This is a genomic window from Acidipropionibacterium thoenii DSM 20276 (genome assembly GCF_000423445.1).
In the GTDB taxonomy this organism is placed as follows: domain Bacteria; phylum Actinomycetota; class Actinomycetes; order Propionibacteriales; family Propionibacteriaceae; genus Acidipropionibacterium; species Acidipropionibacterium thoenii.
Map to the genome: position 1 here is coordinate 99,246 of NZ_AUHZ01000006.1, position 23,180 is coordinate 122,425.

Consider the following 23,180-nt stretch of genomic DNA (forward strand, 5'->3'; position numbering starts at 1 on the left):
CTCCCGGTCCGGCATCCCGAGGCCGGTCTGAGGACAAGCCGGACGACTCCCCGGACCTGACCTGCCCATCCCTCCTCAGGCGGCGGCCCTGGGTGGGCGGCGACCGTCGCCTCTCCCAAGCTTCGCGTTGCCATCTCCGGGAGCCTGTCGCCGGTGACGGTCACGCCGTGCGTTGGTCCTCGGCGGCAAATTCGGGGGCGAGCTCCTCCATCTGCTCGATGACCCGGGTGACGGCCTCGGGCTGCTTGTCCGGGGGGTACTTGTACTTGCGCAGGAGTCGTCTCACCGCGGCGCGCAGGGAGGCCTTGACGTCGTCGCGGACCTTCCAGTCGGTGCGGGTGTCGCGGCGCATCACGGCGACCAGTTCGCGGGCCATCTCGGCCAGGACGCCGTCGCCCAGCAGCTGGACCGCCGAGTCGTTCTGGCTCACGGCGTCGTAGAAGGCCAACTCGTCGCGGTTCAGTGGCGGGGAGAAGCGTTTGCCCCGGTCGGCCTCGGCCTGGACCTCCCCGGCGACCGAGATCAACTCGGCGAGCACCTGGGCGGCGGTGAGCTGCTGGTTGGTGTAGCGCAGCATGAGGTCGGAGATCCGCTGGCTGAAGGCCGTCCGCCGGGCGATGTTGCTGGCAGTGGCGGCCCGCGACTCGGTGATGAGCATGTCGCGCAGCGCCTCGATGGCTAGGTGCGGGGTCGTGCTCTGGCTCAGTGCCTCGGCATCGCCAGGCTTCAGCGAGCGCAGATCGGGGCGGTCCAGGCCCACCTCGGAGTAGATATCGGTGACCCCGCCGGCCTCGGTGGCCTCGGCCACCAGCCCGCGCAGCATCCGCTGAACCTCCTCGGGGATGGGTTGCCCGTTGGCCTCGCGCTCCTTGGCGTCCCACTTGGCCATCCAGCCGCGGACCTGCTCGTAGAAGGAGATCTCGTGGCGCAGATCTGCCAGCGTCTCGGCGCCGCAGGACAGCGCCCACATCCGGCTCAGCTGTCCCGACAGCATCCTGAACCGGTCCTTGAGGCTCTCCTGACCCTCGGCCACCCGGTTGCCGGGGGTGTGGGGGGAGCGCAGATAGTCCACCGCCATCTTCACCGCGTAACGCGCGGCGCTCTGTCCGCCACCCTCGAGGACCGGTCGCCAGCCGCAGCCGGAGAGCAACCCCCGCAGCGCCTCGGTCAGTCGGCGGGTGGCAGCAACCGCCTCCGCGATGTCGCGCCCGGTCTCCTCGGCACGGGCACCACCCTGGGTGTACTCCGCCAGGGCCGCTTTGAGGTTGGCGTCCAGCGGGGCGTAGGCCACCAGCAGCCCGTCCTGCTTGCCGCGGAAGGTCCGGTTCACCCGCGCCAGGGCCTGCATCAGCTGGGCCCCCTTGAGGGGCCGGTCGAGGTACATGGTGTGCCACGGTGGGGCGTCGAATCCGGTGAGCATCATGTCCTTGACGATCACCAGTTCGAGCTCGTCGTCGATGTCCTTGAGGCGGTTCTTGATGATCTTGTTCGCCGACTCGGTGCGCACGTGGTTGCTGATCGGCGGGCGGTCGGATGCCGATCCGGAGTACACCACCTTGATGACACCGCGGGTGTCGTCGTCGGAGTGCCATTGCGGCCGCAGCGCCACGATCTGGTCGTAGAGCCTGGCTGCGATCTCCCGCGTGCTGCACACGATGATCCCCTTGCCATGGGGAGTCGCATCTGTCTCCCCGTCGACCGGCTGGAGGGTGGGAGTCACCAGCTTCTGGCGGTTCTCCCAGTGGGAGACGATGTCGGCGGCCAGCGCGTGGAGCCGTGCGGGGGCGCCGTAGATGGCGTTGATGACGGCGACCGCCTGCTCGATGCGCTCGCGTTCGGAGTCGTCGAGGCCGGCGGTCTGCTCGTCGGCGGCGGCGTCGATCTGCTCGGCGGTGAGGTCGCTGGACAGCCGCACCTTGACCAGCCGCGGCTCGTAGTGAACGGGCACGGTGGCACCGTCGGCGACGGCCCGGTCGAGGTCGTAGATGTCGATGTAGTCGCCGAACACCGCGCGGGTGTTGCGGTCGGCCTCGTTGAGCGGGGTGCCGGTGAAGGCGATCAGAGTGGCATTGGGCAGCGCGTCCTTGAGGTAGCGGGCGTAGCCGTCCAGGTCGTCGTAGTGGCTGCGGTGGGCCTCGTCGACGATGACGATGACATTGTGCCGGTCGGTGAGCAGCGGGTGGTCGGCGCCCGACTCGCGCTCCTGGCCGGTGCGGCCGAACTTCTGCAGGGTGGTGAAGATGATCCCGCCGGAGTTCTTGGAGGACAGTTCCTGGCGCAGCTCCCAGCGGGTAGTGATCTGGAGGGGCGCCTCGGGCAGCAGGGTGGACCTGGCGAATCCCTCGTAGAGCTGCCCGTCGAGCTCGTTGCGGTCGGTGATGAGGACGATCGTCGGGTTGTGCAGCACCGGATGGGTCATCACCAGGTTGGTGTAGAACTCCATCTCCAGGGATTTCCCGGATCCCTGGGTGTGCCACACGACGCCGGCCTTCCCGTCGGAGTCGACGGCGGTCAGGGTATGGGCGAGGGCCTTGCGGACTGCGAAGTACTGGTGGGGTTTGGCGATCAGCTTGGTGGGCCTGTCCCCGTGCTCGAAGGTGACGAAGTGCTTGACGACGTCGATGAAATGTCGTTGGTCGAACAATCCGTAGGTGAGCGGCTCGAGTTCCTCGGTGGGCGGTGGGGAGAGCGGGACGCCCTGCTCGTCGACAGTCCACGGGCTGAAGTGGTTGTAGGGGGTGAAGGGTGTGCCGTACTTGGCGCTGATCCCGTCGGAGATGACGGTGGCGACCACGGTGCGAAAAGCGGTGGGGAACTCGTCGAGGTAGGTGGCGAGCTGACTGTGGGCCTTGGAGATGGTGGCCCGGGTGCTGCCGGCATCCTTGAGCTCGACGATCACCAGGGGAAGGCCGTTGACGTAGAGCACGACGTCGAAGCGGCGGTGGTGGCCGGACTGGCGGATGGTCACCTGTTGGATCGCGCGGAAGACATTGCGCTCGGGGTCGTCGGCCAGCAGCTGGATGGTCGGGGTCTGCTCGACGCCGTTGAGGTCGAGGTAGCTCAGCCCCCGGAAGCCGTGGACCAGGAAGGTGTGGAAGCGCTCGTTCTCGGCGATGGCATCCTGGGACGCCGGTGCGCAGATCATCGCGGCCGCCTCGGCCAGGTGGTTGGCCGGGACCTCGGGGTTCAGGCCTCGCAGGACTGTCAGGAAGTCGTCATGGAGGATGAGGTCTGACTCGGACTGGCGCTGCGCGGCGATCTCGGATCCCTTGCCGGGTTGCCAGCCGATCTGCCCGAGCCAGTCGAGCATGTCGGCCTCCCAGTCGCCCTCGTGCAACAGGGCCCCGCCGGTGGGTGTCATCAGAGCACCTCCTCTGCTTGTTTCTCGGCATCCTTGACTCGAATGGTCCCGTCCATGAGGGCGGGGAGAAGGGTGTCACGAAGTGAGGCGAGAGTTTGGGACTCTTGACGTGCGGCCACTGCCCGGACTCCGAGAGAGGTGAGGGCATCTTGGAGATTCTCGGGAACGGATGAAGGCATCGGCATCTCCATCGCCTGTGCTGGCTTGAAGCGCTGATGGCTACCGGTGGTCCCAGATACGCGCTCCTGAAGGAACGAACTCACACGGCGGGTTGAGAGTAGTGCCCAGAGTGTGGAAGAACTGATACGCCTCGGTTCTAGAACGAGGAACTCTGTGGATGCAATTGAATTCTCCTCGGGGTGAGGAACGTTCCAGATTCGAGGGAACCGGGGATTGAGCTTGGAGAGCAAGACCGCCGGGTGGTCGAAGTGGAACTTTCCGCTCTTGATAGTGGCGCTGAGCTCGCGGCACGGAATCGCTCCTTCGTCATATCGTGGAAGGGAGTAGTGGTTCACCAATGTAGGCATCGCATCTGGTTGAACTGAAGATCTCCGGAGGTCTGCTAGCTGCTTCAGCGACGCGTCCGCCTCGAGATTGGTGACCAAGGCCACCATGAGGTCCTCTGTAGTGGTGACGAGCTTGCGGTTGGCGGCGATCTTGTCGTCCAGCGCCCCCAGCACCTCCGCAATGGCCTTCTGCTCGGGGAGTGAGGGGAGGTTGATGCGGATGGAATTGAGGCTAGTTTGTGACAGCTTCGGTTGAGCGGAACCACTCAGATATCCAGAAATGTCAATCGTTGCGAAGTAGTAACCCAAAAAGGTGGTAGAGCATAATCCGGGTTTTCCTCGCACTACGTGAGAATGGTTGTTCACCCAGAACTTACCATCCGCAGGAATTGCGATCGGGGTCGAGCGGGTTTTGAGGTTCTCCCCGTCTTCCGCGATCAGTAGGTATGGTCCATCAAATATGAAATCCTCAACGTGATCCACTATTCCAGAAGCGCCGTAATACGGATAGTGTCCTGGTCGTCGCTTGCTTGAAGAGACGGGTACTCGCATCGAGTCAAAGTTGTCGATGATGTCACCGATTCGCACAGATGTAGTCATCACTGCAGACGCTCCAACTGCGAGGTGACATTGGCTTGAAGTTCTGATGATTCGGTGAACTGCTGTGCTAGCTCGCTCCTGAGCCTCGCGATCTTCTCGTCGAGGGGTTCGGCATCCTCGGGGGCCTCCGCCATCCCGACATACCGCCCCGGCGTCAAGGCATAGCCGGCGGCCTTGATGTCGGCGGTGCTCACGCTCTTGCAGAATCCCGGGACATCCTCGTAGGTCATCTCGGCCGCCTTGACCTCGGCGTCCTCCTCGACGGTGACATCGGCCGTCGACACTGCCAGCTGCTCCATCCCGCGCCAGGCGTGGACGGTGTCGGCGATCCTCTGGATCTCCTCGGCCCTCAGCCCCCGCTGGGCCCGGGTGATCATGTAGCCCATCTCACGGGCGTCGATGAACAGCACCTGGCCGCGCCGATCCACCGATCCACCAGGACCCGCCCCCTTGTCGCGGGCGAAGAACCACAGGCAGGCCGGGATCCCGGTCGAGCGGAACAGCTTGTCGGGAAGCGCCACCATCGCCGCCACCATGTCGTGCTCCACGAACTGCGCCCGGATATCGCCCTCGCCATTCGACGAGGAGGTCATCGACCCATTGGCCATCACCACCCCGGCCGTCCCGCCCGGTGCCAGCTTCGACAGGATGTGCTGCATCCACGCATAGTTGGCGTTCTTGGCCGGCGGCACCCCGTAGACCCAGCGCGGATCGGACTCCCGCCGATTCCAGTCCTTGATGTTGAACGGCGGGTTGGCCATCACGAAGTCCATCTGCACATCGGAGTGGAAATCCAGCGCGAAGGTGTCCCCCCACCGGGGGCCCAGATTGCCTCCCAGACCGTGAATGGCCAGGTTCATCTTCGCCATCCGCCAGGTCGACTCATTGAGCTCCTGGCCGTAGACCGCGAGATTCGTCGGATCGGCGTCGTGGGCCTCCAAGAACTTCTCGGCCTGGACGAACATCCCGCCCGACCCGCAGCACGGGTCGTAGACCCGCCCCGTTTTCGGCTGCAGCACCTCGACGATGATGCGCACCACCGAGGCCGGGGTGTAGAACTCCCCACCGCGATGGCCCTCCGACAGGGCGAAATTGGCCAGGAAGTACTCGTAGACCTCGCCCAGCAGGTCCCTGGCCTTGGCGGCTCCCTGCCCGGAGAACTGCACCGAGTTCAGCAGGTCCATCAGCTCGGCCAGCCGACGCTGATCCACATTGTTGCCGTTGAACAGCCTCGGCAGAGTGCCCGCCAGCGACGGGTTGTCGCGCATCAGCAGATCCATCGCCTCATTGATCCGCTGGCCGATGGTGCTCCCCTCGGTGACCTTCGCATCGGCCACCAGGGCCGCCCAGCGGGCATCGGGATCCACCCAGAAGGCGCCCGAGGCGTACTCGTCGCGATCCTCCAGGGTCTCGGCGACGTCCTCCTCGTCCAGACCCTCGGCCCGGGCCTGCTCGGCGATCTGGTCGCGCTTCTCCTGGAAGGCATCGGAGACGTACTTGAGGAAGATCAGCCCCAGCACGACGTCCTTGTACTGGGCGGCGCTCATCGAGCCGCGCAGCTTGTCGGCCGCCTTCCACAAGGTGTCCTTGAGCTCCTTGCGGGTCGACGGGGTCGTCACGGATCGCTCTGCCATCACTGGCCTTTCTCATCGACAGGGGCTGGCTCGGGGTGCGTGCAGGCCGCGGCTGCGAACCTCACCGCACCCGACGTCACTGATCGGGTGGCCAGACGCCGCAGCTCGCCGATCTGCGCCAACCGAGTGCGGGTCTGATCCTCCCACGCCTGTATCCGGGTCATGACGTCCTCCACCTCACGGCGGCTCCCCGAGACCAGCGGCACCTGCCATGACCGCCACTTGCCGATCCCGGTGCCAGGTCTCAGCTCATTGATGGTGGCCGCGATCGCTCGCGGGGAGCAGGACGCTGTCGGCGAGACCCGCAGGATCCGGGCCGGATAGGCCACCACCGAGCCTCCACCGGCGTCCACCACGGCATGCGGGGTCCCGGTCGAGGTGAAGACGAGGTCGTCGGGCGCGGTGAGGGCCGCCCCCGGGATGGCGGTGGTCAACGCGAGCAGGTCGACGCCGGCAGGCAGGTGAGTGGCCACGGCCTCGGCGGTCCACATCTGGAGCGTCCCGGCCGGGAGTCGGGGGAGCCGGTAACCGGAGATGATGCGGACCAGCCGCTTGCGGGCCAGGTCTCCCAGGGTGGCAGACAGCGCCGACCCGTGACCGCCCCCTCCGGCGTCCGAGGCCTCGGGCCTCAGCCCCGACAGCGGATCGGGCATCGGCTCGGCGAGAAGCGCCAGCAGCTCGGCCATCCGCGCGGCGTCGTCGGCCGCTGAGACGGGCAATGGGTCGGCGGGGGAGACGTCCAGGGCCACCAGGGACTGCGACAACGCGATGACCTTGGCGGCCTCGGCCCGGTGCAGGATCGAGAAGGCGCGCTGCCGTTCGGACCTGGCGACCGCGACCACGTCATCCAGCAGCTGCTGACTGGTCGCCGCATCCAGGCTGCGCCCCGACAGATCCCCGGCCCACAGGTGACGGGAGTCGCCCTCCGCCAGCAGCCACAGGGCCAGGTGCTCCCCGCCGCCTCCTCGCAGCAGCCCTGCCGGCAGGCGTACCGCGGCTCGCACCAGACCGCGGCGCAGGAAGGCGTCGCGTTGACCCACCAGGGCGTCCGGCAGTTCGTCGATGAGGATCGAGGCCGGGCCGAGGACCAGGGCGGTGGTGCCGGGGCCCATCTGGAGGGTGAGGTCGTCGATGAGGCCAAACGCCTCGGCGGTGGCGGGAGCGGCCTGGACAGAATCAGTGTGGGCGGAGTCGGTGTGGTCGGGATCGGACTGGGCCGGATCGGCGCGGGCGGGATCGGTGTGGTCGGGGACTCGTGCCAGGATCACCGACCCGGCGGGTAGATCCCAGTCGTCCTCCATGGCCACCGTGCCGACCTCGCAGCGATGAACCCGGTAACGGCGCAACGTTGCGCGCAGCGGCGTCCGCCGGGCAGTGGCCCGGTCGGAGGGCAGGTCACGGGCCAGCAAGATGGCCGGCGGCGTCAACGACTCGTCCGCGGCCAGCCTCAGTGCGGTGCCGGTCGCGGTGCCGGCGACGTCCACCAACTTGCTGTCCTCGCCCAACAGCGCTGCGGTGAGCTCGGCCAGGAGGTCGACCAGCGGTGCGGTGAGGCCGGAGGGGTCCGGATCGGCGGCCAGGAGCTGCTCGTAGGCCTCCGCGGGGGAGTAGGAGTTGTCGGCCACGGCGTCGGCGGTGCGGGCGAGCCGCTCGACGTCGGCCCCCTCCACCTCGGAGAACAGCCACTCGTCGTCAGGATCGAGGGCCTCCACATCGTCGAGCAGGTCCTCGACGTCGGTCTCGGCCAGGGCGTCGGCACCCAGCACCGCCCTTGCCGCCAGCAGGGTGAGCAGGTCTCCGCGGTCTGCCGGGTCGGTGGCCGAACTCGAGGCAACGGTGAGATCCGACGTCAGCTCCGGATCGGGATTGTTGCCGCGGCCGGTCGCCGACAGGTAGGTGAGGACATCCCCGGCGCTGAACCGGCCGTCGGCCCGCGGGGTGGGGAAGGGGGCGCCCGGGACGGCGCGCTGGCGCCACATGGAGACGACCGGACGCTGAACGTGCGCCAGCCGAGCGATGTCGGCCATCGACAGTGTGGCGGCCATGGCGTCTCCTCTCAGTGGTGATGCTGGCACTCTACGCAAGCAGTTCGACAGGAATTAGCAGGTATCTGATAAGTGGGGTTATCAGCCCTATAAGACGCTGATGTCAGCCGGGAAGGGCACGGTGTTCCTGTCGCTGCCGGTGAGGACCGACGGCCAAACCACCGATCATCCAAAATGCACAGGAAGGACACACCATGTCCCAGCAGAACCCCGGCTTCAGCGGCCCGAACCAGCAGTCAGGTCAGCGCTTCACCGGTCAGCAGCCCGGCCAGCCGATGCCCAACGGCCCCTACCAGCAGTACCAGGGGCCCGCCTTCCAGCCGCCGCGCAAGCCGAAGAAGTCGATCTGGAAGCGCTGGTGGATGATCTGCTTCTACGTCATCGTGGGCGCGATCGTCGCCTCCCACCTGGGTGGAGGCGGGGACGACAACGCCAGCAGCGGTGCCGCCGGTGGATCGGAGTCCGCCAGCGCGGCTGCCGGCGGCGGTGCGGCGAAGGCGGCCGACAAGGCGAACGCGCAGGCCCCCTCGAAGAAGGCCGAGCCCACGAAGGAGGAGCCGAAGAAGGCCGGGATCGGCACCGCTGTGAAGTCCGGCGACCTGACCTTCACGGTGACCGGGTTCAGGTGCGGCGTCACGGTGTCCGACCCCATGGAGCAGCTCACTCCCCAGGGCCAGTTCTGCAAGCTGTCGGTGACGATCGCCAACGGCGGCAAGGGTCAGGCGACTGTCGATGACTCGCAGATCAAGATCTCCGACGCCAAGGGCAGCGAGTACTCCACATCCACCGACACCTGGGCCGTGGACGGCAGCATCTTCCTCAAGAAGATCAACCCCGGGAACAAGATGAGCGGCGTCGCCTACTTCGACGTGCCGAAGGGAACCACTCCCACCACATCCACCTTCAAGAGCTCCCTGTTCAGCGGCACCGCGGAGGTCGCCCTCTCCTGATCCGGTGCACACCGCAGGGGTGCGAGACGGTCGTGTCGGGCGATGACAGATTCTCTGTCATCGCCCGACACGACCGTCGGCGCTGTGGTCGCCCGGGTGGGCTCTGTCCGTCCCTCCTCAGTCCTCGACGAGCTCCCCGTCCGTGTAGAACCACCTCTTGGCCCGCCGCTCGAACCGAGCCTTCTCGTGGAGGACGTCGCGCTGCCCGTCGAGGCGGAAGGATGCGGCGTACTCGACGATCCCGTTCTTGTCGTCGGGCCCGCCCGCCTCTGTGTCCAGCACCTGAAGACCGATCCACTCCAGACCGTCGTCGTCGACCAGCTCGGGGCGAGTCCGCGGATGCCAGGTGACATAGAGGTGGTTCCACCGGCCGAGGACGTGGGCGGTGTAGCGCGACCGCATCAGCGCCTCGGCGGTCGACGCCGTGCTCGGGTCGTCGAGTACGGGCCCGCAGCAGTGCCCCAAAGGCAGGCCGGAACTGCAGGGACAGGGGTCAGAGGATCTCATGGCCTCCATCCTGCCCGGTGGGTGCCAGACCGGGCGCCCTCCACCAAGGACTGCTGCTGTGCCCATGCCGTGCAAGCCAGGCCATCGGCTCCGTCCGCAGTGATCTGGCCGGGCGGGTCGACACCGTGCCGATGAGTGAATTCGTCGTGTTCGACGACATGTGGCGCAACGGAAGATGAGAAATATCGGTATCGCTCGTCGCACCCCGCCGATTGACACCGTCGGGGCGTGTGATAACGGAGCCCCTCTCGTGGGAGTGACATATATCATGCATCGCTATTCAGAACGTCTGCGCCAAGACCTCAAGACATGATTTTGGCGGCGTGCTACAACATGTTCTGCAAGAACCGTCGCGATGATCCCTCCATGTGCATGGGAGGGTCAGTCGATGACGCTGACGAAGCCTCTGCCACGGCGTACGACAATCGTGAAGGAGGATGCTCCTCTCGCAGTGGAGGAATCGTATAACCCCGTGCCACGACGGTATTGGAAGATGCTAACGGCACGGAGCCACGGGTCGGGTCACGGGATTCCCGGGGGTGTCCTGACATCGTTGTCTGATCATGTGATCTCGCCCTAGAGACGGTGTGTCGAGGGGGCCTCCAGAGGCGTCGCGCTGGTGCGCCGGGCTTGCCTGCCTCAGTTTTCGCTGCTAGCGTCGACCAAGTTGTTCTTCCAGCAGGAGGGGCTATCAATTGCGGCATTTTCTCGTTGGGAGCTGATTATTCGGCGAGTCGTTCCAGGTGTCGTGGCGACAATTACACGGAAGGTCACACTCGAGTGGAAATCGTACGTGCATCACATGTCTACAAGGTGTTCGGAAGACGTGAGAAAGAGGTCGTCCGGCGGCTCAAGGAGGGGGAGTCCAGAGAGGCGCTGAAGACCCTGGGCACCGCCGCGGTGATCGACGCCAGCTTCTCGGTGCAGAAGGGCGAGACGTTCGTCGTGATGGGTCTGTCGGGATCGGGGAAGTCCACCCTCATCAGGATGATCAACGGACTGTGGACTCCCTCGGCCGGCAGCATCTCCATCGGCGACTCGGTGGTCTCCCAGATGAGCCCGGTCCGGTTGCGTCAGCTGCGCCGCGACCATGTCTCGATGGTCTTCCAGAGCTTCGCGCTGCTGCCCCACCTCACCGTGCGCGAGAACGCGGCCTACGGCCTGCGGCTCCAGGGCAGGATTCCGAGATCGGAACAGCTGGAGCGGGCCGACGAGTGGTTGCACACGGTCGGCCTCAAGGGCTGGGGGGAGAAGTACCCCCATCAGCTGTCCGGCGGCATGCAGCAGAGGGTCGGACTGGCCCGCGCACTCGCCGCGGAGACAGACATCCTTCTCATGGACGAGGCCTTCTCGGCGCTGGATCCACTGATTCGCCGGGAGATGCAGGACCAGCTGATGGAGCTCCAGGCCCGCATCCAGAAGACCATCATCTTCATCACCCACGATCTCAACGAGGCGATGTACCTCGGCGACCACATCGCGGTGATGCGGTACGGCCAGATCGCCCAGATCGGCACCTCCGAGGAGATCCTCACCGAGCCCGCCGACGACTACGTCGCCGACTTCATCCAGGACGTCGACCGCACCCGGGTGCTCACCGCCTCCGCAGTGATGAGAGAGACCGAGGCCGTCATCTCCCAGAACGCCCGGCCCCGGTACGCCCTGGCAGTGATGGAGCAGCTCGGCGTCTCGGGAATGTTCGCCGTCGACGAGAACCGCAGGCTGCTCGGATCGATCCGCGACGAGCGGGTCGTCGCCGCCGCCCGCGCCGGGGATGCCACCGTCGCCCACATCATCGACAACTCGGACATCCTCACCGTCAAGCCCGATGCCCCGCTGGCGAAACTCTTCGCGCCCAGCGCCAACGTCCGCCTGCCGCTGGCCGTGGTGGACGACGAGCTGCACCTGCTCGGGATCGTGCCCCGCGTCGCGCTCCTGGACTCCATGTCGCGCATGGACCAGGACGCCGAGGAGTCCGGCGTCGCCACATCGCTGGAGGACACCGGGGAGCTTCCGATCATCACCGATGATCACGAACCGGTCGGCCTGGAACCGGCCGACCAGAAGGCCCTGGCGCACCAGCCCGGCACCACCCACACCACCGACACCCGTCCGGGGACCACGGGACAGCAGGAGGTCAGAGCCTGATGGAATTCGATGTTCTCAATCCGCGCATTCCGCTCGGCAGCTGGATCGAGCAGTTCTTCGACTGGTTCCAGCACTGGTTCGGCTGGCTCATCGATGCCACCAACTGGGTGATCGGAGGCCTCTACAGCGGCTTGCAAACCGCCCTGTCGACGCCCCTCTACCTGGTGATGATGGTCCTCCTCGCCGCCCTGGCATGGCTGTGCGCGAGCTGGCGGGTCGCCGTGTTCACCCTCGTGGGGTTCTACGTCGTCCGCGCGATGGACCAGTGGAACCACACCATGCAGACCCTCGCGCTGGTGCTGGTCGCCGTCGTGCTGGCGCTGCTCATCGCGATTCCGGTCGGCATTCTGGCGGCCAGGAGCAAGAGGTTCTCGGCGATCGTCAAACCGGTGTTGGACTTCATGCAGACGATGCCCTCACTGGCCTACCTGGTGCCGGTCATCGTGCTGTTCAGCGTCGGACCGGTCCCCGGAGCCATCGCGACCATCATCTTCGCGCTGCCGCCCGGGGTCCGATTCACCGAACTGGGCATCCGGCAGGTCGACCGCGAGACGGTCGAGGCGGCCGCCGCATTCGGCGCCAGCCCGCTCCACATCCTCACCCGCGTCCAGATCCCGCTGGCGATGCCGACCATCATGGCCGGCGTCAATCAGGTCATCATGCTCGCCCTGTCGATGGTGGTGCTCTCGGGAATGGTCGGGGCCGGCGGCCTCGGCGGAGATGTGGTCGCCGCACTCTCCCAGGTCGACATCGGCCTCGGCATGGAGGCGGGAGTGGCCGTCGTCGTGGTCGCGGTCTTCCTGGACAGGATCACCGGCGGACTGGCCAATCGCACCCCGCTGGCCCGCGCCCAGAGGGCCAACTGAGGCCCATCCCCATTCACCATCCGACATGACACAGGAGAAGACACATGGTGAGGAAGAACCTTGTGGCCCTCACGGCCTTCATCAGCGCCGCCGCACTGGCGCTGTCGGGCTGCGGAGCCTCCAACAGCGGTACCGGCTCGGCGCACCCGGGTGGCAGTGACGCACCATCCTCCACCGTCGACAAGAAATGGGCCGACTGCACCCCCGGCGCAGGCGCCAAGGACGTCACCGGCATGAAGAAGGACGACGATCGGACGATCACCATCGCCGCCTTCAACGGCTGGGACGAGTCCTTCGCAACGGCTCACATGCTCAAGTACGGGCTCGAGAAGGACGGCTACTCCGTCTCCGTCAAGAGTTTCGACGCCGGACCGGCCTACACCGGAATGGCTGCCGGCGACGTCGACCTCATCACCGACACCTGGCTCCCGCTCACCCACGCCGACTACATCAAGAAGTACGGCTCCAAGCTGGAGAGCCTCGGCTGCTGGTACGACAACGCGCGGCTCACCATCGCCGTGAACAAGGACTCCCCCGCCACATCCATCGAGGACCTGAAGTCGATGGGCAAGGAGTACGACAACACCCTCTACGGCATCGAGGCGGGGGCCGGGGAGACGAAGGTGGTCAAGGACACCATGATTCCCGCCTACGGTCTGCAGAGCACGACGTTCAAGGTCTCCTCGACGCCTGCGATGCTGGCCCAGCTCAAGAAGGCGACCTCCTCCGGGCAGAACATCGCCGTCACCCTGTGGCGTCCGCACTGGGCCTACTCGGCCTTCCCGGTCCGCGACCTCAAGGACCCGAAGGGGGCGATGGGAGGGGCCGAGAACATCTACACCTTCGCGCGCTCCGGCTTCGGCTCCGACAGCCCCAAGGCCGCCCAGCTGGCACGCAACCTGGCCTTCAGCGATGAGGATCTGGCCAGCCTCGAGAATGTGATGTTCTCCGACACCGAGTACGCCGGCAAGGACAATGACAAGGCGGTCGCGCAATGGGCCGAGGATCACCCGGAGTGGATCAAGAAGTGGGAGCAGGGCACGCTGTCCGCAGGTCAGGGCTGAGCCCGTCCCCGGCGGGCCGCCCGCCACCGCGGCCGGTGGCTATCATGTCCGGGGAATCAGGCCGGGGCAGGACTGGCCCGGAAGTGCGGGGAGGAAGCCATGGCCGACTCGGTTCGATCCGCAGCGCCGGGTCGCCGGTCCGACGTCGGTGAGTCCGGGGGCGACCGGCTGGTCCCCGACCCCGACCACCAGGGCGCCTGGATCGTCCGGATCGGAGGGGCCGACCAGTCCTGGCTCGACCCCTCCGACCCCACCCGTCTCGAGTTCGACTACATGGAGCGGATCGCCGACCACCTCGACCTGCACCGGCCCGCCGGGGAGCGGATGAGGGTGATCCACATCGGTGGGGCCGGGATGAACCTGGCCCGCTACGTCACCGCCACCCGGCCCACCTCCCCCCAGATCGTGCTGGAACCTGATGCCGCCCTCACCGAGGAGGTGCGCCGCAAGGCGCCGCTGGGGGCGCACTCGGGGATCAAGGTCCGCGCGGTTGATGGCCGTACCGGGATCGCGGCGATGCGGGAGGACTTCGCCGATGTCATCATCCTGGACGCCCTCGCCGGTGCCCGGGTCCCGGCCGAGCTGGTGACCACCGAGTTCTTCGCCGAGGTCTCCCGGGTGCTGGTGGCCGACGGGCTGCTGGTGGCCAATGTCACCGACTCCGCACCACTGACCTGGACCCGCCGGGTGGTCGCCGGGCTGCGGGCGACCTTTGCGGAGGTGGTGATGGAGGCGGAGTCGGCGACCCTGAAAGGACGCCGCTACGGCAACATCATCCTGGCCGCCAGCAGTGCGCCGCTGCCGGTCACCGATCTGGTGCGGCGGTGCGCAGGAGCCGCCTTCCCCTTCCGGGTGGTCCGCGGCGGCAACCTCACCAAGTTGCTCACCGGCTGTGTCCCCTTCACCGACGCCGACGCGGTGGCCTCTCCCGGCCCGCCGACAGGTGGGACCTACTTCTCCTGATGATCGTTCCGAAGCCGATCGGGTGCGCAGATCACTCCGCAGACCGGGGTCCCTGCAGCTGTGTGTGCAGACACCCCCGTCTGCGGAGTGATCTGCGCAGGATGAGACCGACGGTCATCGACAACAGGTGACTGCTCGTGGCAGTCGGTTGCCCCGTGGAATGATGGGCGCCATGAGTTCCCACTACCCGACACCGCAGGGTCAGTGGGGACATCCGGGCCAGCAGCCCACCGGTGGTCGGTCCGGGCAGCAGCCCCCACCGCCACAGCCGTTCACCCAGCAACCAGGCCAGCAGGGCCGTCCGCAGCAGCCCCGCTGGCCCCAGCAGCCTCCTCCGCAGCGCCCTGCGCAGGAGTGGCGTCGTCACGCCGATCAGTTCCCTCGCCCCACCCCGCCGGGAATGCTCACCGCCGCGCGGATCCTGGTCTTCGTGCCCAGCGTGGTCTGGCTGTTCAGCATCGCCATGATCTGGATGACGGCCAACACCGCCACCGACTCGCTGCTGGCCGCCACCATGCAGACCTTCGCCCTCAGCCTGGCGGCCGGCGACTGGGTGCCGATGGTGCTGCTGCCGATCTCTGGATGCCTGCTGACGATCACCATGAAGCTCGGCCACCAGGTCGACCGGTGGCTGTTCTCCGCGCTGGGCGGGGTCTGGTTGTTGTGGTTCTGGAGTCAGGTCCACTTCCCGCTGACCCCCAGCTGGTTCACCGCAGTCCTGGTGATCCTGGCCACCGCCTCCATCTGGAGCCCCTCGATGAACCGCTGGGTCGCCGCAGTCCAGATGTGGGAGATGGACCGGGCCGGACTCACTCCTGAGAGCAACGGCCAGTGATCAGGCCTCGCCGCTCATCGAGCAAGTCCTCGGCTGCCACCACCTCCAGACGCCGGCTGCGTCCCTTCGGGTGGACCGTGGTCGGGCTGCTGGCCGCCCTGCTGGCAGCTGCGATCTGGGTGGGCTGGACCTGGTGGGGCAGCACCCTGTTGGCCGGCGACAAGGGGCGGGTTGCGGCCTCGGCGGCCCAGGCCTCCTGGTCGGCCTCCCCGGCCCCGGCCTCCGCGGCGGCATCGGCCGCCACGCCGGGCGTGGCGTCCTCCCAGTCCTCGGGCCCAGCTGAGGGCCAACTCGTCGCCGTCATGCGGATCCCTCGCCTCGGTGATGACTGGAAGTGGCCGGTCTACGCCTCCACCGCCGAGGCCGACACCGCCCTGAACCACGGCCTGGCCTGGTACCGCGGAACCGCCCTGCCGGGTCAGATCGGCAACTTCGCGGTGGCCGGGCGCTCGGCCACCGGGGCCAACGCCTTCCGGTACGCCGAGAGGCTGCGCGCCGGCGACGAGGTCATCGTGGAGACGGCATCCGCCATCTACACCTACCGGATCGACGTCCCCTTCTCCGGGCTGAGCGTCGACTCCAGCGCCGACTGGGTCCTGGACCCGGTGCCCGGCCATCCCGACGCCGACGCCCAGCAGCCGCTGCTCACCCTGACCACCAACCAGGACGTCGTTCCCACCGACTCCCGCTCGGTGGCCGTCGGCCATCTGGTGCAGACCCGCAACCGGATCTCCTGAATCCTCGCCCGGCCATGGACTTGACCGCATCCGGATAGGCTGGCAGGACACGCTCCCCTCAGTGGCAACGTCGATGGGGGCAACCCGCGAAGAATCAGAGCACCACCAGAGAAGCCACTCGAAAGGCAGTCAGATGCTCGTCCTCCTCATCATCCTGGTCATCGTCATCGGCGGTGCACTCGGGCTGTTCATCGCTCCGTACAACTCCTTGGTCAGACTGCGCAACGTCATCCAGGAGTCCTGGCGTCAGGTCGATGTCGAGCTGAACCGCCGCTACGAGCTCATCCCGAATCTCGTCGAGACGGTGCGCGCCGGGGCCGCGCACGAGCGCAACACCCTGGAGGAGGTCACCCGACTTCGCAACCAGGCGGTCCAGATGGCATCGGGATCCCACTCGGACGGCCCCGACCCGCAACGCGACCAGATCGAGTCCCAGCTGACCGGCGCGGTCCGCAACCTGATGGTCCAGGTCGAGGCCTATCCACAGCTGCGCAGCAACGAGAACTTCCTGGAGCTGCAGCGCGAACTGGCGGCCACCGAGGACCGGATCGCCAACGGCCGGCGCTACTACAACGCCAACGTCCGGGCCTACAACACCAAGATCGAGAGCTTCCCCTCGAACCTGGCGGCGAATATGTTCCACTTCGAGAAGGCCGGCTACTTCCAGGTCGACGACGCCGCCGTGAGATCCGCGCCTACTGTCAACTTCGGGGAGATCAGCCAGCGCCCGCCGCAGAGCGAGCCCGGTACCCCCGGCCAGCTCGAACAGGGCGGCCAGACGCCGGCTCCGGGCTATCAGATCCAGCAGCCAGGCGGCTCACAGCAGCCTCAGTACCAGCAGCCGGGAGCCGCTCCCGAGGACCCCCAGGAGCCTTTTCGCCCTCAGCAGTGATCTGGTCAGGCAATGTGGACAGTGATAACGTCACCCTCATCGTTTCGAGTTCAAGAACCCCGGGTGAACAACTGATGAGTGCCTGAGCACCACGGCTCCACCCGGGGAGACCATCCGGTACCCGGAAGATGGAGAAGCTTGATGGCTGGCGGCACTGTGGTGGGCTACGTTCCCGGCGGGTTCGACATGCTGCACGTCGGACATCTCAACATCCTGCGTGCCGCCCGGCAGCGCTGCGACGTCCTGGTGGCCGGGGTGGCGACCGACGAGTCGTTGACCCAGATGAAGCATCGCAACCCAGTGATCCCGTTCGCCGAGAGGCTCGAACTGGTCGCCAGCCTGAAGTTCGTCGACGAGGCGGTGGCCGATGTCGACCAGGACAAGAGAATCGCCTGGCACCGGCGTCGCTTCGACATCCTGTTCAAGGGCAGCGACTGGCAGAACACCCCCAAGGGGGACCGGCTGGAACGGGAGCTGGCCGAGATCGGTGCGAGGGTGATGTACCTGCCCTACACCGCCTCGACCTCCTCGACCATGCTGCGCGGATACATCTCCGGCGGGAATGCGCAGGTCGCCAGCTGAGCCGGGAGAACCGGAGGGTGGCTGTGAGCGCCTCGGGGAGGCTGCACCGGCCGGCCGGCTGCTCCTCGGCCGACGGTGGCCGGTCCCTCAGTGGACGGTGCCCGGGGCGGCTCGACGGGCCTTCAGCCACTCCACCACCATCGGGATCACCGAGATCGCCACGATGAGCACCACGACGATCTCGAAGTTGTCGCGGATGAGGGGCACCGTGCCCAGGAAGTGACCGGCCTGGACGGCGATCAGCACCCAGGCGACGCCGCCGATCGCGGTGTAGGAGATGAACTTTCGGGGGTCCATCCTCCCGATCCCGGCGACCATCGTCACGAAGGTGCGCACGATCGGCACGAAGCGGGCCAGCACCAGGGCCACCGGGCCGTGCTTGACGAAGAACTCCTCGGTCTTGGCGACGTGCTTGGGGGAGAAGATCTGCCCGGCCAGACCCTCCCGGTCGCGGAACAGCGCCGGTCCGATCCGGCGTCCGATCCAGTATCCGACGACATTGCCGGCCACCGCGGCGACCATCAGCGTCAGATTGACCACCAGCAGGGTCTCGACCCTGCCGCCGTAGCTGATGAGCGGCGCCGAGCCGGAACTGAGGCCCACCGCCGTGAACATCCCGATCGCGAACAGCAGCGAGTCACCCGGCATGAAGAAGATCGCCAGACCGCACTCGGCGAAGACGATGAAGGCCACCAGCCACAGTGCCGAGGCGCCGGCTGCCTCCACGATGTGCTGGGGGTCCAGGAAGGAGGGCAGAAGTAGCGGGGTGAACCAGGTGGCGACGCTCAGCATGAGGGACACAATACGTGGCGGTCCTACGGTTGAGCTGTGGACGACATCACGGGGCAGACGCCGCAGATCGATCCGTCGGTGAGCACACCGCCGCCGGCGCTGTCCGGGGATGATGGCCATTCAGCGGACGCCGGGGCCGGATCCGGTGGCGTCGCCACGGACTCCGGCGGGCCCGCAGCGGGCCCGCACGGCGCCCCGCAGGTGGGCGTGGGCCCGATGCCCAGACCCTGGCCCACGGACCCGCGGTACGACCCCGAGCTGCTGGAACACGGCGACCGGCGCAATGTCATCGACCGGTACCGCTACTGGAGCGTGGCGGCGATCGTCGCCGAGCTGGACCGGCATCGCTCCCGGTTGCACGTGGCGATCCAGAACTGGGAGCACGACTTCAACATCGGCTCGATCGTGCGGACCGCCAACGCCTTCAACGTCGCCGGCGTCCACATCCTGGGAAGACACCGGTGGAACCGTCGCGGTGCGATGGTCACCGACCGTTACCTGCACGTCCACCACCATGAGAGCGTGGCCGACTTCCTGGACTGGCTCGCCGATCACGGCGTCACCCCGATCGGTGTCGACAACCTGCCCGGATCGGTGCCCCTGGAGGAGACTGAGCTGCCGCGCGACTGCTGCCTGGTGTTCGGCTCGGAGGGTGCCGGGCTGACCGAGGAGGTGGTCGCGGGATGCCAGTCCCTGGTGGCGATCACCCAGTACGGCTCGACCCGGTCGATCAACGCGGGAGCGGCATCGGCGATCGCGATGTACCACTGGGCATTGCGCTGGGCGCGGGCCGACTGAGCCGACCTGGCGCCGGGAGGTGCGGGCCAGGAACCGGCTGAGAGATACGTGTCGGGGACCGTCGACTGCGCCGGCCGCTAGGCTCGGGCCCATGACCGACTTCGGCGGGGCGGCCCTGGAGGTCGCCTACAACCCCGTTCCCGCAGCGGGACGGGTGGCCCGCCACCAGGCGACCCGGGTGAGACTGGCCCTCCAGGCCCTGGTCATCGTGGCCGTCGTCGCGCTCATCTGGGCGATCGCGCGGTCCTCCTTCGACCTGGGCACCCTGATGGGGATGCTGATCGGTTGGGCAGTGGTCTTCGTGGTGATGTTCACCATCCAAAATCTGCGTCTGCGGGCCGCCCGCAAGGATCTGCTCACCATCAACGAGGGGACCGTCCTGCGCCTGGACCCCAGCGGGATCGCGATGCGTCGGGAGCAGCGGGTGGCCGGACCCGGGGGATCCGGCCGGCCGGGCAGAGCAGGGGGGTCAGCGGGCTCCGCCGGAGCGGGGGCCGCCGGGGCGCAGGCCTCCGACCAGCAGGCCGGGTCCTCCGGTGAGCCAGGGGACAGCAGCCTCGAAAGGATCCCGGCCCATCCCGCAGATCCCGCCCTGGACCTGGTCCGATGGTCCGAGGTCGCCGAGTTCTCCGTCCTCGGCAGCTCCTTGGGGGCCGGCCCGGTGGTCCGGCTGGTCGATTCCGAGGGCCATCGCTGGGAGGTCCCGGTCTCCTGGCTGGACGCCCTACCCGGCACCATCGACTCCGCGGCCCGGGCCTGGTCGGGGGGCCGCACCGGGTTGGACGTCACAGGCCTGGACCGGCCGTTCTGAGCGGTCCGGCCTGAGCGGTCCGGCCTGATCGGCCCGTTCTGGGCGTTCCGGCCGCGCCGAGGCCGGGGCGGAGGACCATCTCACTGCCCTCCCTGGCCCCGCGTCCGTCCGTGTACCCCCGGCCACTGCGCAGATCACTCCGCAGACGAGGGTTGGTGCATTCCCAGAGGCGGAGAACCGCGTCTGCGGAGTGATCTGCGCAGCCGATCGGCGGCCCGGACCCGGCCCCGCTCCCCGTTCGCGGTCGGAATGCGAGAGAATGGTCCAGTAACCGCGAAAAATGAGCAGAAAGGCACACAATGCCCATCGCAACACCTGAGGTCTACTCAGAGATGATCGATCGCGCGAAGGCCAAGGGCTTCGCCTACCCGGCGATCAACGTCACCTCCTCCCAGACCGTCAACGCCGCTCTCCAGGGCTTCACCGACGCGGGCTCTGACGGGATCATCCAGATCTCGACCGGTGGCGCCGAGTACGCCTCCGGCCAGACCATCAAGGACAAGGTGACCGGCGCCGTCGCGCTGGCCGAGTACGCCCGCATCGTCGCCAAGAACTACCCGGTGACCGTGGGTCTGCACACCGACCACTGCCAGAAGGAGAAGCTGGACTCCTACGTCCGTCCGCTCATCGCGCTCTCCCAGGAGCGGGTCGACAAGGGCCAGGACCCGATCTTCAACTCCCACATGTGGGACGGCTCGGCCATCGAGGTCGAGGAGAACCTGCAGATCGCCGATGAGCTGCTGGCCAAGGCAGCCAAGGCTCACATCATCCTCGAGATCGAGGTCGGCGCTGTCGGTGGCGAGGAGGACGGCGTCACCGGAGAGATCAACGACAAGCTCTACACCACCGTCGCCGACGGCATGCGCACCCTCGAGGTGCTCGGCACCGGCGAGAAGGGCCGCTACATCACCGCCCTGACCTTCGGCAACGTGCACGGCGCCTACAAGCCCGGCCACGTGAAGCTGCGCCCGGAGATCCTCAAGGAGATCCAGGACGCCTGCGGCGCCAAGTACGGCAAGGACAAGCCCTTCGACCTGGTCTTCCACGGAGGATCCGGCTCCACCGCCCAGGAGATCGCCGACGCGGTGTCCTACGGCGTCATCAAGATGAACATCGACACCGACACCCAGTACGCCTTCTCGCGTCCGGTCGCCGATCACTTCTTCACCAAGTACGCCGGCGTCCTCAAGATCGACGGCGAGGTCGGCAACAAGAAGGACTACGACCCGCGCTCCTGGGGCAAGAAGGCCGAGTCCGGCATGTCGGCCCGCATCCTCGAGGCCTGCGAGCAGCTCGGTTCCAAGGGCACCTCGCTGACCGCCTGAGTCACCCCGTCCAGCTGGTGGGGCCGATCCGCACGGGTCGGCCCCACCTGTGCGTCCAGAGACCTTCGCGACGCCGCCCGGGTCACCCCTCGGCACCCCTCGGCAGTGGCTGGCGCCCCGCCTGGCGGACCCCTCCTGTCCCGGCTGCGCCCGCCACCGAAGGGCGGTGTGCAGGGCGTCCACGGATTGAACACCGTTAAGGCCTTTTTCGTCGACCCCTGCGCCGAACAACCGAGTGATGGGTGCAAGGATGGGAGCCATGAGTCCGCGAAAGATTGGCGTTACCGAGCTCGCGCTCCGCGACGCGCATCAGAGCCTGATTGCAACCCGCATGGCCATGGAGGACATGGTCGATGCCTGTGCTGACATCGATGCAGCTGGCTACTGGTCCGCCGAGTGCTGGGGTGGAGCAACCTTCGATTCCTGTATCCGATTCCTCAATGAGGACCCCTGGGAGAGGCTGCGGACCTTCCGCAAGCTGATGCCCCATACCCGCCTCCAGATGCTGCTGCGAGGCCAGAACCTGCTGGGTTACCGGCACTACGCCGACGACGTCGTCGACAAGTTCGTGGAGAAGTCCGCCGAGAACGGCATGGACGTCTTCCGGGTCTTCGACGCCCTCAATGACCCGCGCAACCTCGAGCATGCGATGAAGGCGGTCAAGAAGACCGGCAAGCACGCCCAGGGCACCATCTGCTACACCACCTCCCCGATCCACACCCCGGAGAGCTTCGTCAAGCAGGCCGACCGGCTGATCGACATGGGCGCCGATTCCATCGCCTTCAAGGACATGGCCGCCCTGCTCAAGCCGCAGCCCGCCTACGACATCATCAAGGGCATCAAGGAGAACCACCCCGACGTGCAGATCAACCTGCACTGCCACTCCACCACTGGGGTCACCCTGGTCACCCTGCAGAAGGCCATCGAGGCCGGTGTCGACGTCGTCGACACCGCGATCTCCTCGATGTCCCTGGGGCCCGGCCACAACCCGACCGAGTCCCTGGTCGAGATGCTCGAGGGCACGGAGTACACCACCGGCCTGGACATGGATCGCCTCATCAAGATCCGCGACCACTTCAAGAAGGTCCGTCCGAAGTACAAGAAGTTCGAGTCGAAGACGCTGGTCAACACCGACATCTTCAAGTCCCAGATCCCCGGCGGGATGCTCTCCAACATGGAGTCCCAGCTGGCCGCCCAGGGCGCTGCCGACCGCACCGACGAGGTCATGAAGGAGGTCCCGAGGGTCCGCAAGGACGCCGGGTACCCGCCTCTGGTCACCCCCTCCTCCCAGATCGTCGGCACCCAGGCGGTGTTCAACGTCCTGATGGGCAATGGCGAGTACAAGACCCTGACCGCCGAGTTCGCCGACCTGATGCTCGGCTACTACGGCCAGCCGATCGGCGACCTGAACCCCGATCTCATCAAGCGCGCCGAGGAGCAGACCGGTAAGAAGCCGATCACCTGCCGGCCCGCCGATCTCATCGACAACGAGTGGGACGAGCTGGTCAGCCAGACCTCCGCGCTCGAGGGATTCGACGGCACCGATGAGGACGTGCTCACCAATGCACTGTTCCCGGGAGTCGCCCCGAAGTTCTTCAAGGAGCGCCCGCAGGGCCCCAAGAGCGTTGCGATGACCGAGGCCCAGCTGAAGGCCGAGGCCGAGGGAAGTGGCCCCTCCGGGGTCCAGGGACCGGTCAACTACAGCGTCACGGTCGGTGGCCGCAGCCACGACGTGACCGTCGAGCCCGCGTGAGGATGATTGCC

General features: G+C 67.0%; 19 protein-coding genes. 13 read left to right on the forward strand and 6 right to left on the reverse strand.

Features of this window, described 5'->3' with window-relative positions; genetic code table 11:
* Nucleotides 1-160: 160 nt before the first annotated feature.
* Genes G554_RS0101645 through G554_RS0101660 form a run of 4 tightly spaced genes read right to left on the reverse strand, consistent with a single transcriptional unit; the run spans nucleotide 161 to nucleotide 8,146 of the window.
* Entirely contained in the window at nucleotides 161-3,361 is a 3,201-nt protein-coding gene (locus tag G554_RS0101645) for a type I restriction endonuclease subunit R (protein WP_036924074.1), read from the reverse strand.
* Nucleotides 3,361-4,467: a restriction endonuclease subunit S gene (locus tag G554_RS14070; protein WP_071162131.1), complete on the reverse strand. Its 1,107-nt coding sequence runs from the start codon at nucleotides 4,465-4,467 to the stop codon at nucleotides 3,361-3,363. Before G554_RS14070 ends, G554_RS0101645 begins: the two co-directional genes overlap by 1 nt.
* The gene (locus G554_RS0101655; RefSeq protein WP_036924076.1) at nucleotides 4,467-6,101 is read right to left on the reverse strand and encodes a class I SAM-dependent DNA methyltransferase; all 1,635 of its coding nucleotides are present in this window, start codon (nucleotides 6,099-6,101) and stop codon (nucleotides 4,467-4,469) included. The genes G554_RS14070 and G554_RS0101655 overlap by 1 nt, the downstream gene beginning before the upstream one ends.
* Nucleotides 6,101-8,146, reverse strand: coding sequence for a hypothetical protein (locus G554_RS0101660; RefSeq protein ID WP_027586543.1), 2,046 nt, complete (start codon nucleotides 8,144-8,146; stop codon nucleotides 6,101-6,103). The genes G554_RS0101655 and G554_RS0101660 overlap by 1 nt, the downstream gene beginning before the upstream one ends.
* Before the next feature lie 194 nt (nucleotides 8,147-8,340).
* On the opposite strand from G554_RS0101660, the gene G554_RS0101665 reads away from it, so the two are divergent.
* The gene (locus tag G554_RS0101665; RefSeq protein ID WP_027586544.1) at nucleotides 8,341-9,096 is read left to right on the forward strand and encodes a DUF4352 domain-containing protein; all 756 of its coding nucleotides are present in this window, start codon (nucleotides 8,341-8,343) and stop codon (nucleotides 9,094-9,096) included.
* A gap of 117 nt (nucleotides 9,097-9,213) precedes the next feature.
* On the opposite strand, the gene G554_RS0101670 is transcribed toward G554_RS0101665, so the two are convergent.
* Entirely contained in the window at nucleotides 9,214-9,603 is a 390-nt protein-coding gene (locus tag G554_RS0101670) for a YchJ family protein (RefSeq protein ID WP_084648225.1), read from the reverse strand.
* A 780-nt stretch (nucleotides 9,604-10,383) separates the two neighbouring features.
* On the opposite strand from G554_RS0101670, the gene G554_RS14075 reads away from it, so the two are divergent.
* From G554_RS14075 to G554_RS0101715, 8 genes are all read left to right on the forward strand, one after another.
* Entirely contained in the window at nucleotides 10,384-11,751 is a 1,368-nt protein-coding gene (locus G554_RS14075; RefSeq protein WP_084648226.1) for a quaternary amine ABC transporter ATP-binding protein, read from the forward strand.
* Nucleotides 11,751-12,617, forward strand: a complete 867-nt coding sequence (locus G554_RS0101685) for an ABC transporter permease (protein ID WP_027586546.1) — start codon at nucleotides 11,751-11,753, stop codon at nucleotides 12,615-12,617. The genes G554_RS14075 and G554_RS0101685 overlap by 1 nt, the downstream gene beginning before the upstream one ends.
* 44 nt (nucleotides 12,618-12,661) lie before the next feature.
* On the forward strand, nucleotides 12,662-13,681 hold the full coding sequence (locus tag G554_RS0101690) for a glycine betaine ABC transporter substrate-binding protein (RefSeq protein WP_027586547.1): 1,020 nt from the start codon (nucleotides 12,662-12,664) through the stop codon (nucleotides 13,679-13,681).
* Nucleotides 13,682-13,780: 99 nt separating this feature from the next.
* Nucleotides 13,781-14,644 (forward strand): spermidine synthase, encoded by an 864-nt coding sequence (locus G554_RS0101695; protein ID WP_169337783.1) that lies wholly within the window; start codon nucleotides 13,781-13,783, stop codon nucleotides 14,642-14,644.
* Between the two features lie 172 nt (nucleotides 14,645-14,816).
* Nucleotides 14,817-15,479, forward strand: coding sequence for a hypothetical protein (locus G554_RS0101700; RefSeq protein ID WP_154654134.1), 663 nt, complete (start codon nucleotides 14,817-14,819; stop codon nucleotides 15,477-15,479).
* Nucleotides 15,476-16,216: a sortase domain-containing protein gene (locus G554_RS16540; protein WP_051232182.1), complete on the forward strand. Its 741-nt coding sequence runs from the start codon at nucleotides 15,476-15,478 to the stop codon at nucleotides 16,214-16,216. Before G554_RS0101700 ends, G554_RS16540 begins: the two co-directional genes overlap by 4 nt.
* 133 nt (nucleotides 16,217-16,349) lie before the next feature.
* Nucleotides 16,350-17,108 (forward strand): LemA family protein, encoded by a 759-nt coding sequence (locus G554_RS14085; protein WP_036924079.1) that lies wholly within the window; start codon nucleotides 16,350-16,352, stop codon nucleotides 17,106-17,108.
* A 141-nt stretch (nucleotides 17,109-17,249) separates the two neighbouring features.
* Nucleotides 17,250-17,690 carry an FAD synthase family protein gene (locus tag G554_RS0101715; protein ID WP_027586550.1) on the forward strand — a complete coding sequence of 147 codons (441 nt, stop codon included), beginning with the start codon at nucleotides 17,250-17,252 and terminating at the stop codon, nucleotides 17,688-17,690.
* An 87-nt stretch (nucleotides 17,691-17,777) separates the two neighbouring features.
* Here G554_RS0101715 and G554_RS0101720 read toward each other — a convergent pair whose 3' ends face one another.
* Complete coding sequence (locus tag G554_RS0101720; RefSeq protein WP_027586551.1) at nucleotides 17,778-18,482, reverse strand: DedA family protein; 705 nt, start codon at nucleotides 18,480-18,482, stop codon at nucleotides 17,778-17,780.
* A 216-nt stretch (nucleotides 18,483-18,698) separates the two neighbouring features.
* Here G554_RS0101720 and G554_RS0101725 point away from each other — a divergent pair, with 216 nt between their 5' ends.
* The 4 genes from G554_RS0101725 to G554_RS0101740 all read left to right on the forward strand — a co-directional run bounded on the left by G554_RS0101725 (nucleotide 18,699) and on the right by G554_RS0101740 (nucleotide 23,169).
* Nucleotides 18,699-19,280, forward strand: a complete 582-nt coding sequence (locus tag G554_RS0101725) for a TrmH family RNA methyltransferase (RefSeq protein WP_027586552.1) — start codon at nucleotides 18,699-18,701, stop codon at nucleotides 19,278-19,280.
* A gap of 91 nt (nucleotides 19,281-19,371) precedes the next feature.
* A complete protein-coding gene (locus tag G554_RS0101730) occupies nucleotides 19,372-20,091 on the forward strand; it encodes a hypothetical protein (RefSeq protein WP_027586553.1) in 720 nt (239 codons plus the stop codon).
* A 299-nt stretch (nucleotides 20,092-20,390) separates the two neighbouring features.
* On the forward strand, nucleotides 20,391-21,416 hold the full coding sequence (fbaA, locus tag G554_RS0101735; protein WP_027586554.1) for a class II fructose-bisphosphate aldolase: 1,026 nt from the start codon (nucleotides 20,391-20,393) through the stop codon (nucleotides 21,414-21,416).
* A gap of 259 nt (nucleotides 21,417-21,675) precedes the next feature.
* The gene (locus G554_RS0101740) at nucleotides 21,676-23,169 is read left to right on the forward strand and encodes a methylmalonyl-CoA carboxytransferase subunit 5S (RefSeq protein WP_027586555.1); all 1,494 of its coding nucleotides are present in this window, start codon (nucleotides 21,676-21,678) and stop codon (nucleotides 23,167-23,169) included.
* Nucleotides 23,170-23,180 lie beyond the last annotated feature (11 nt).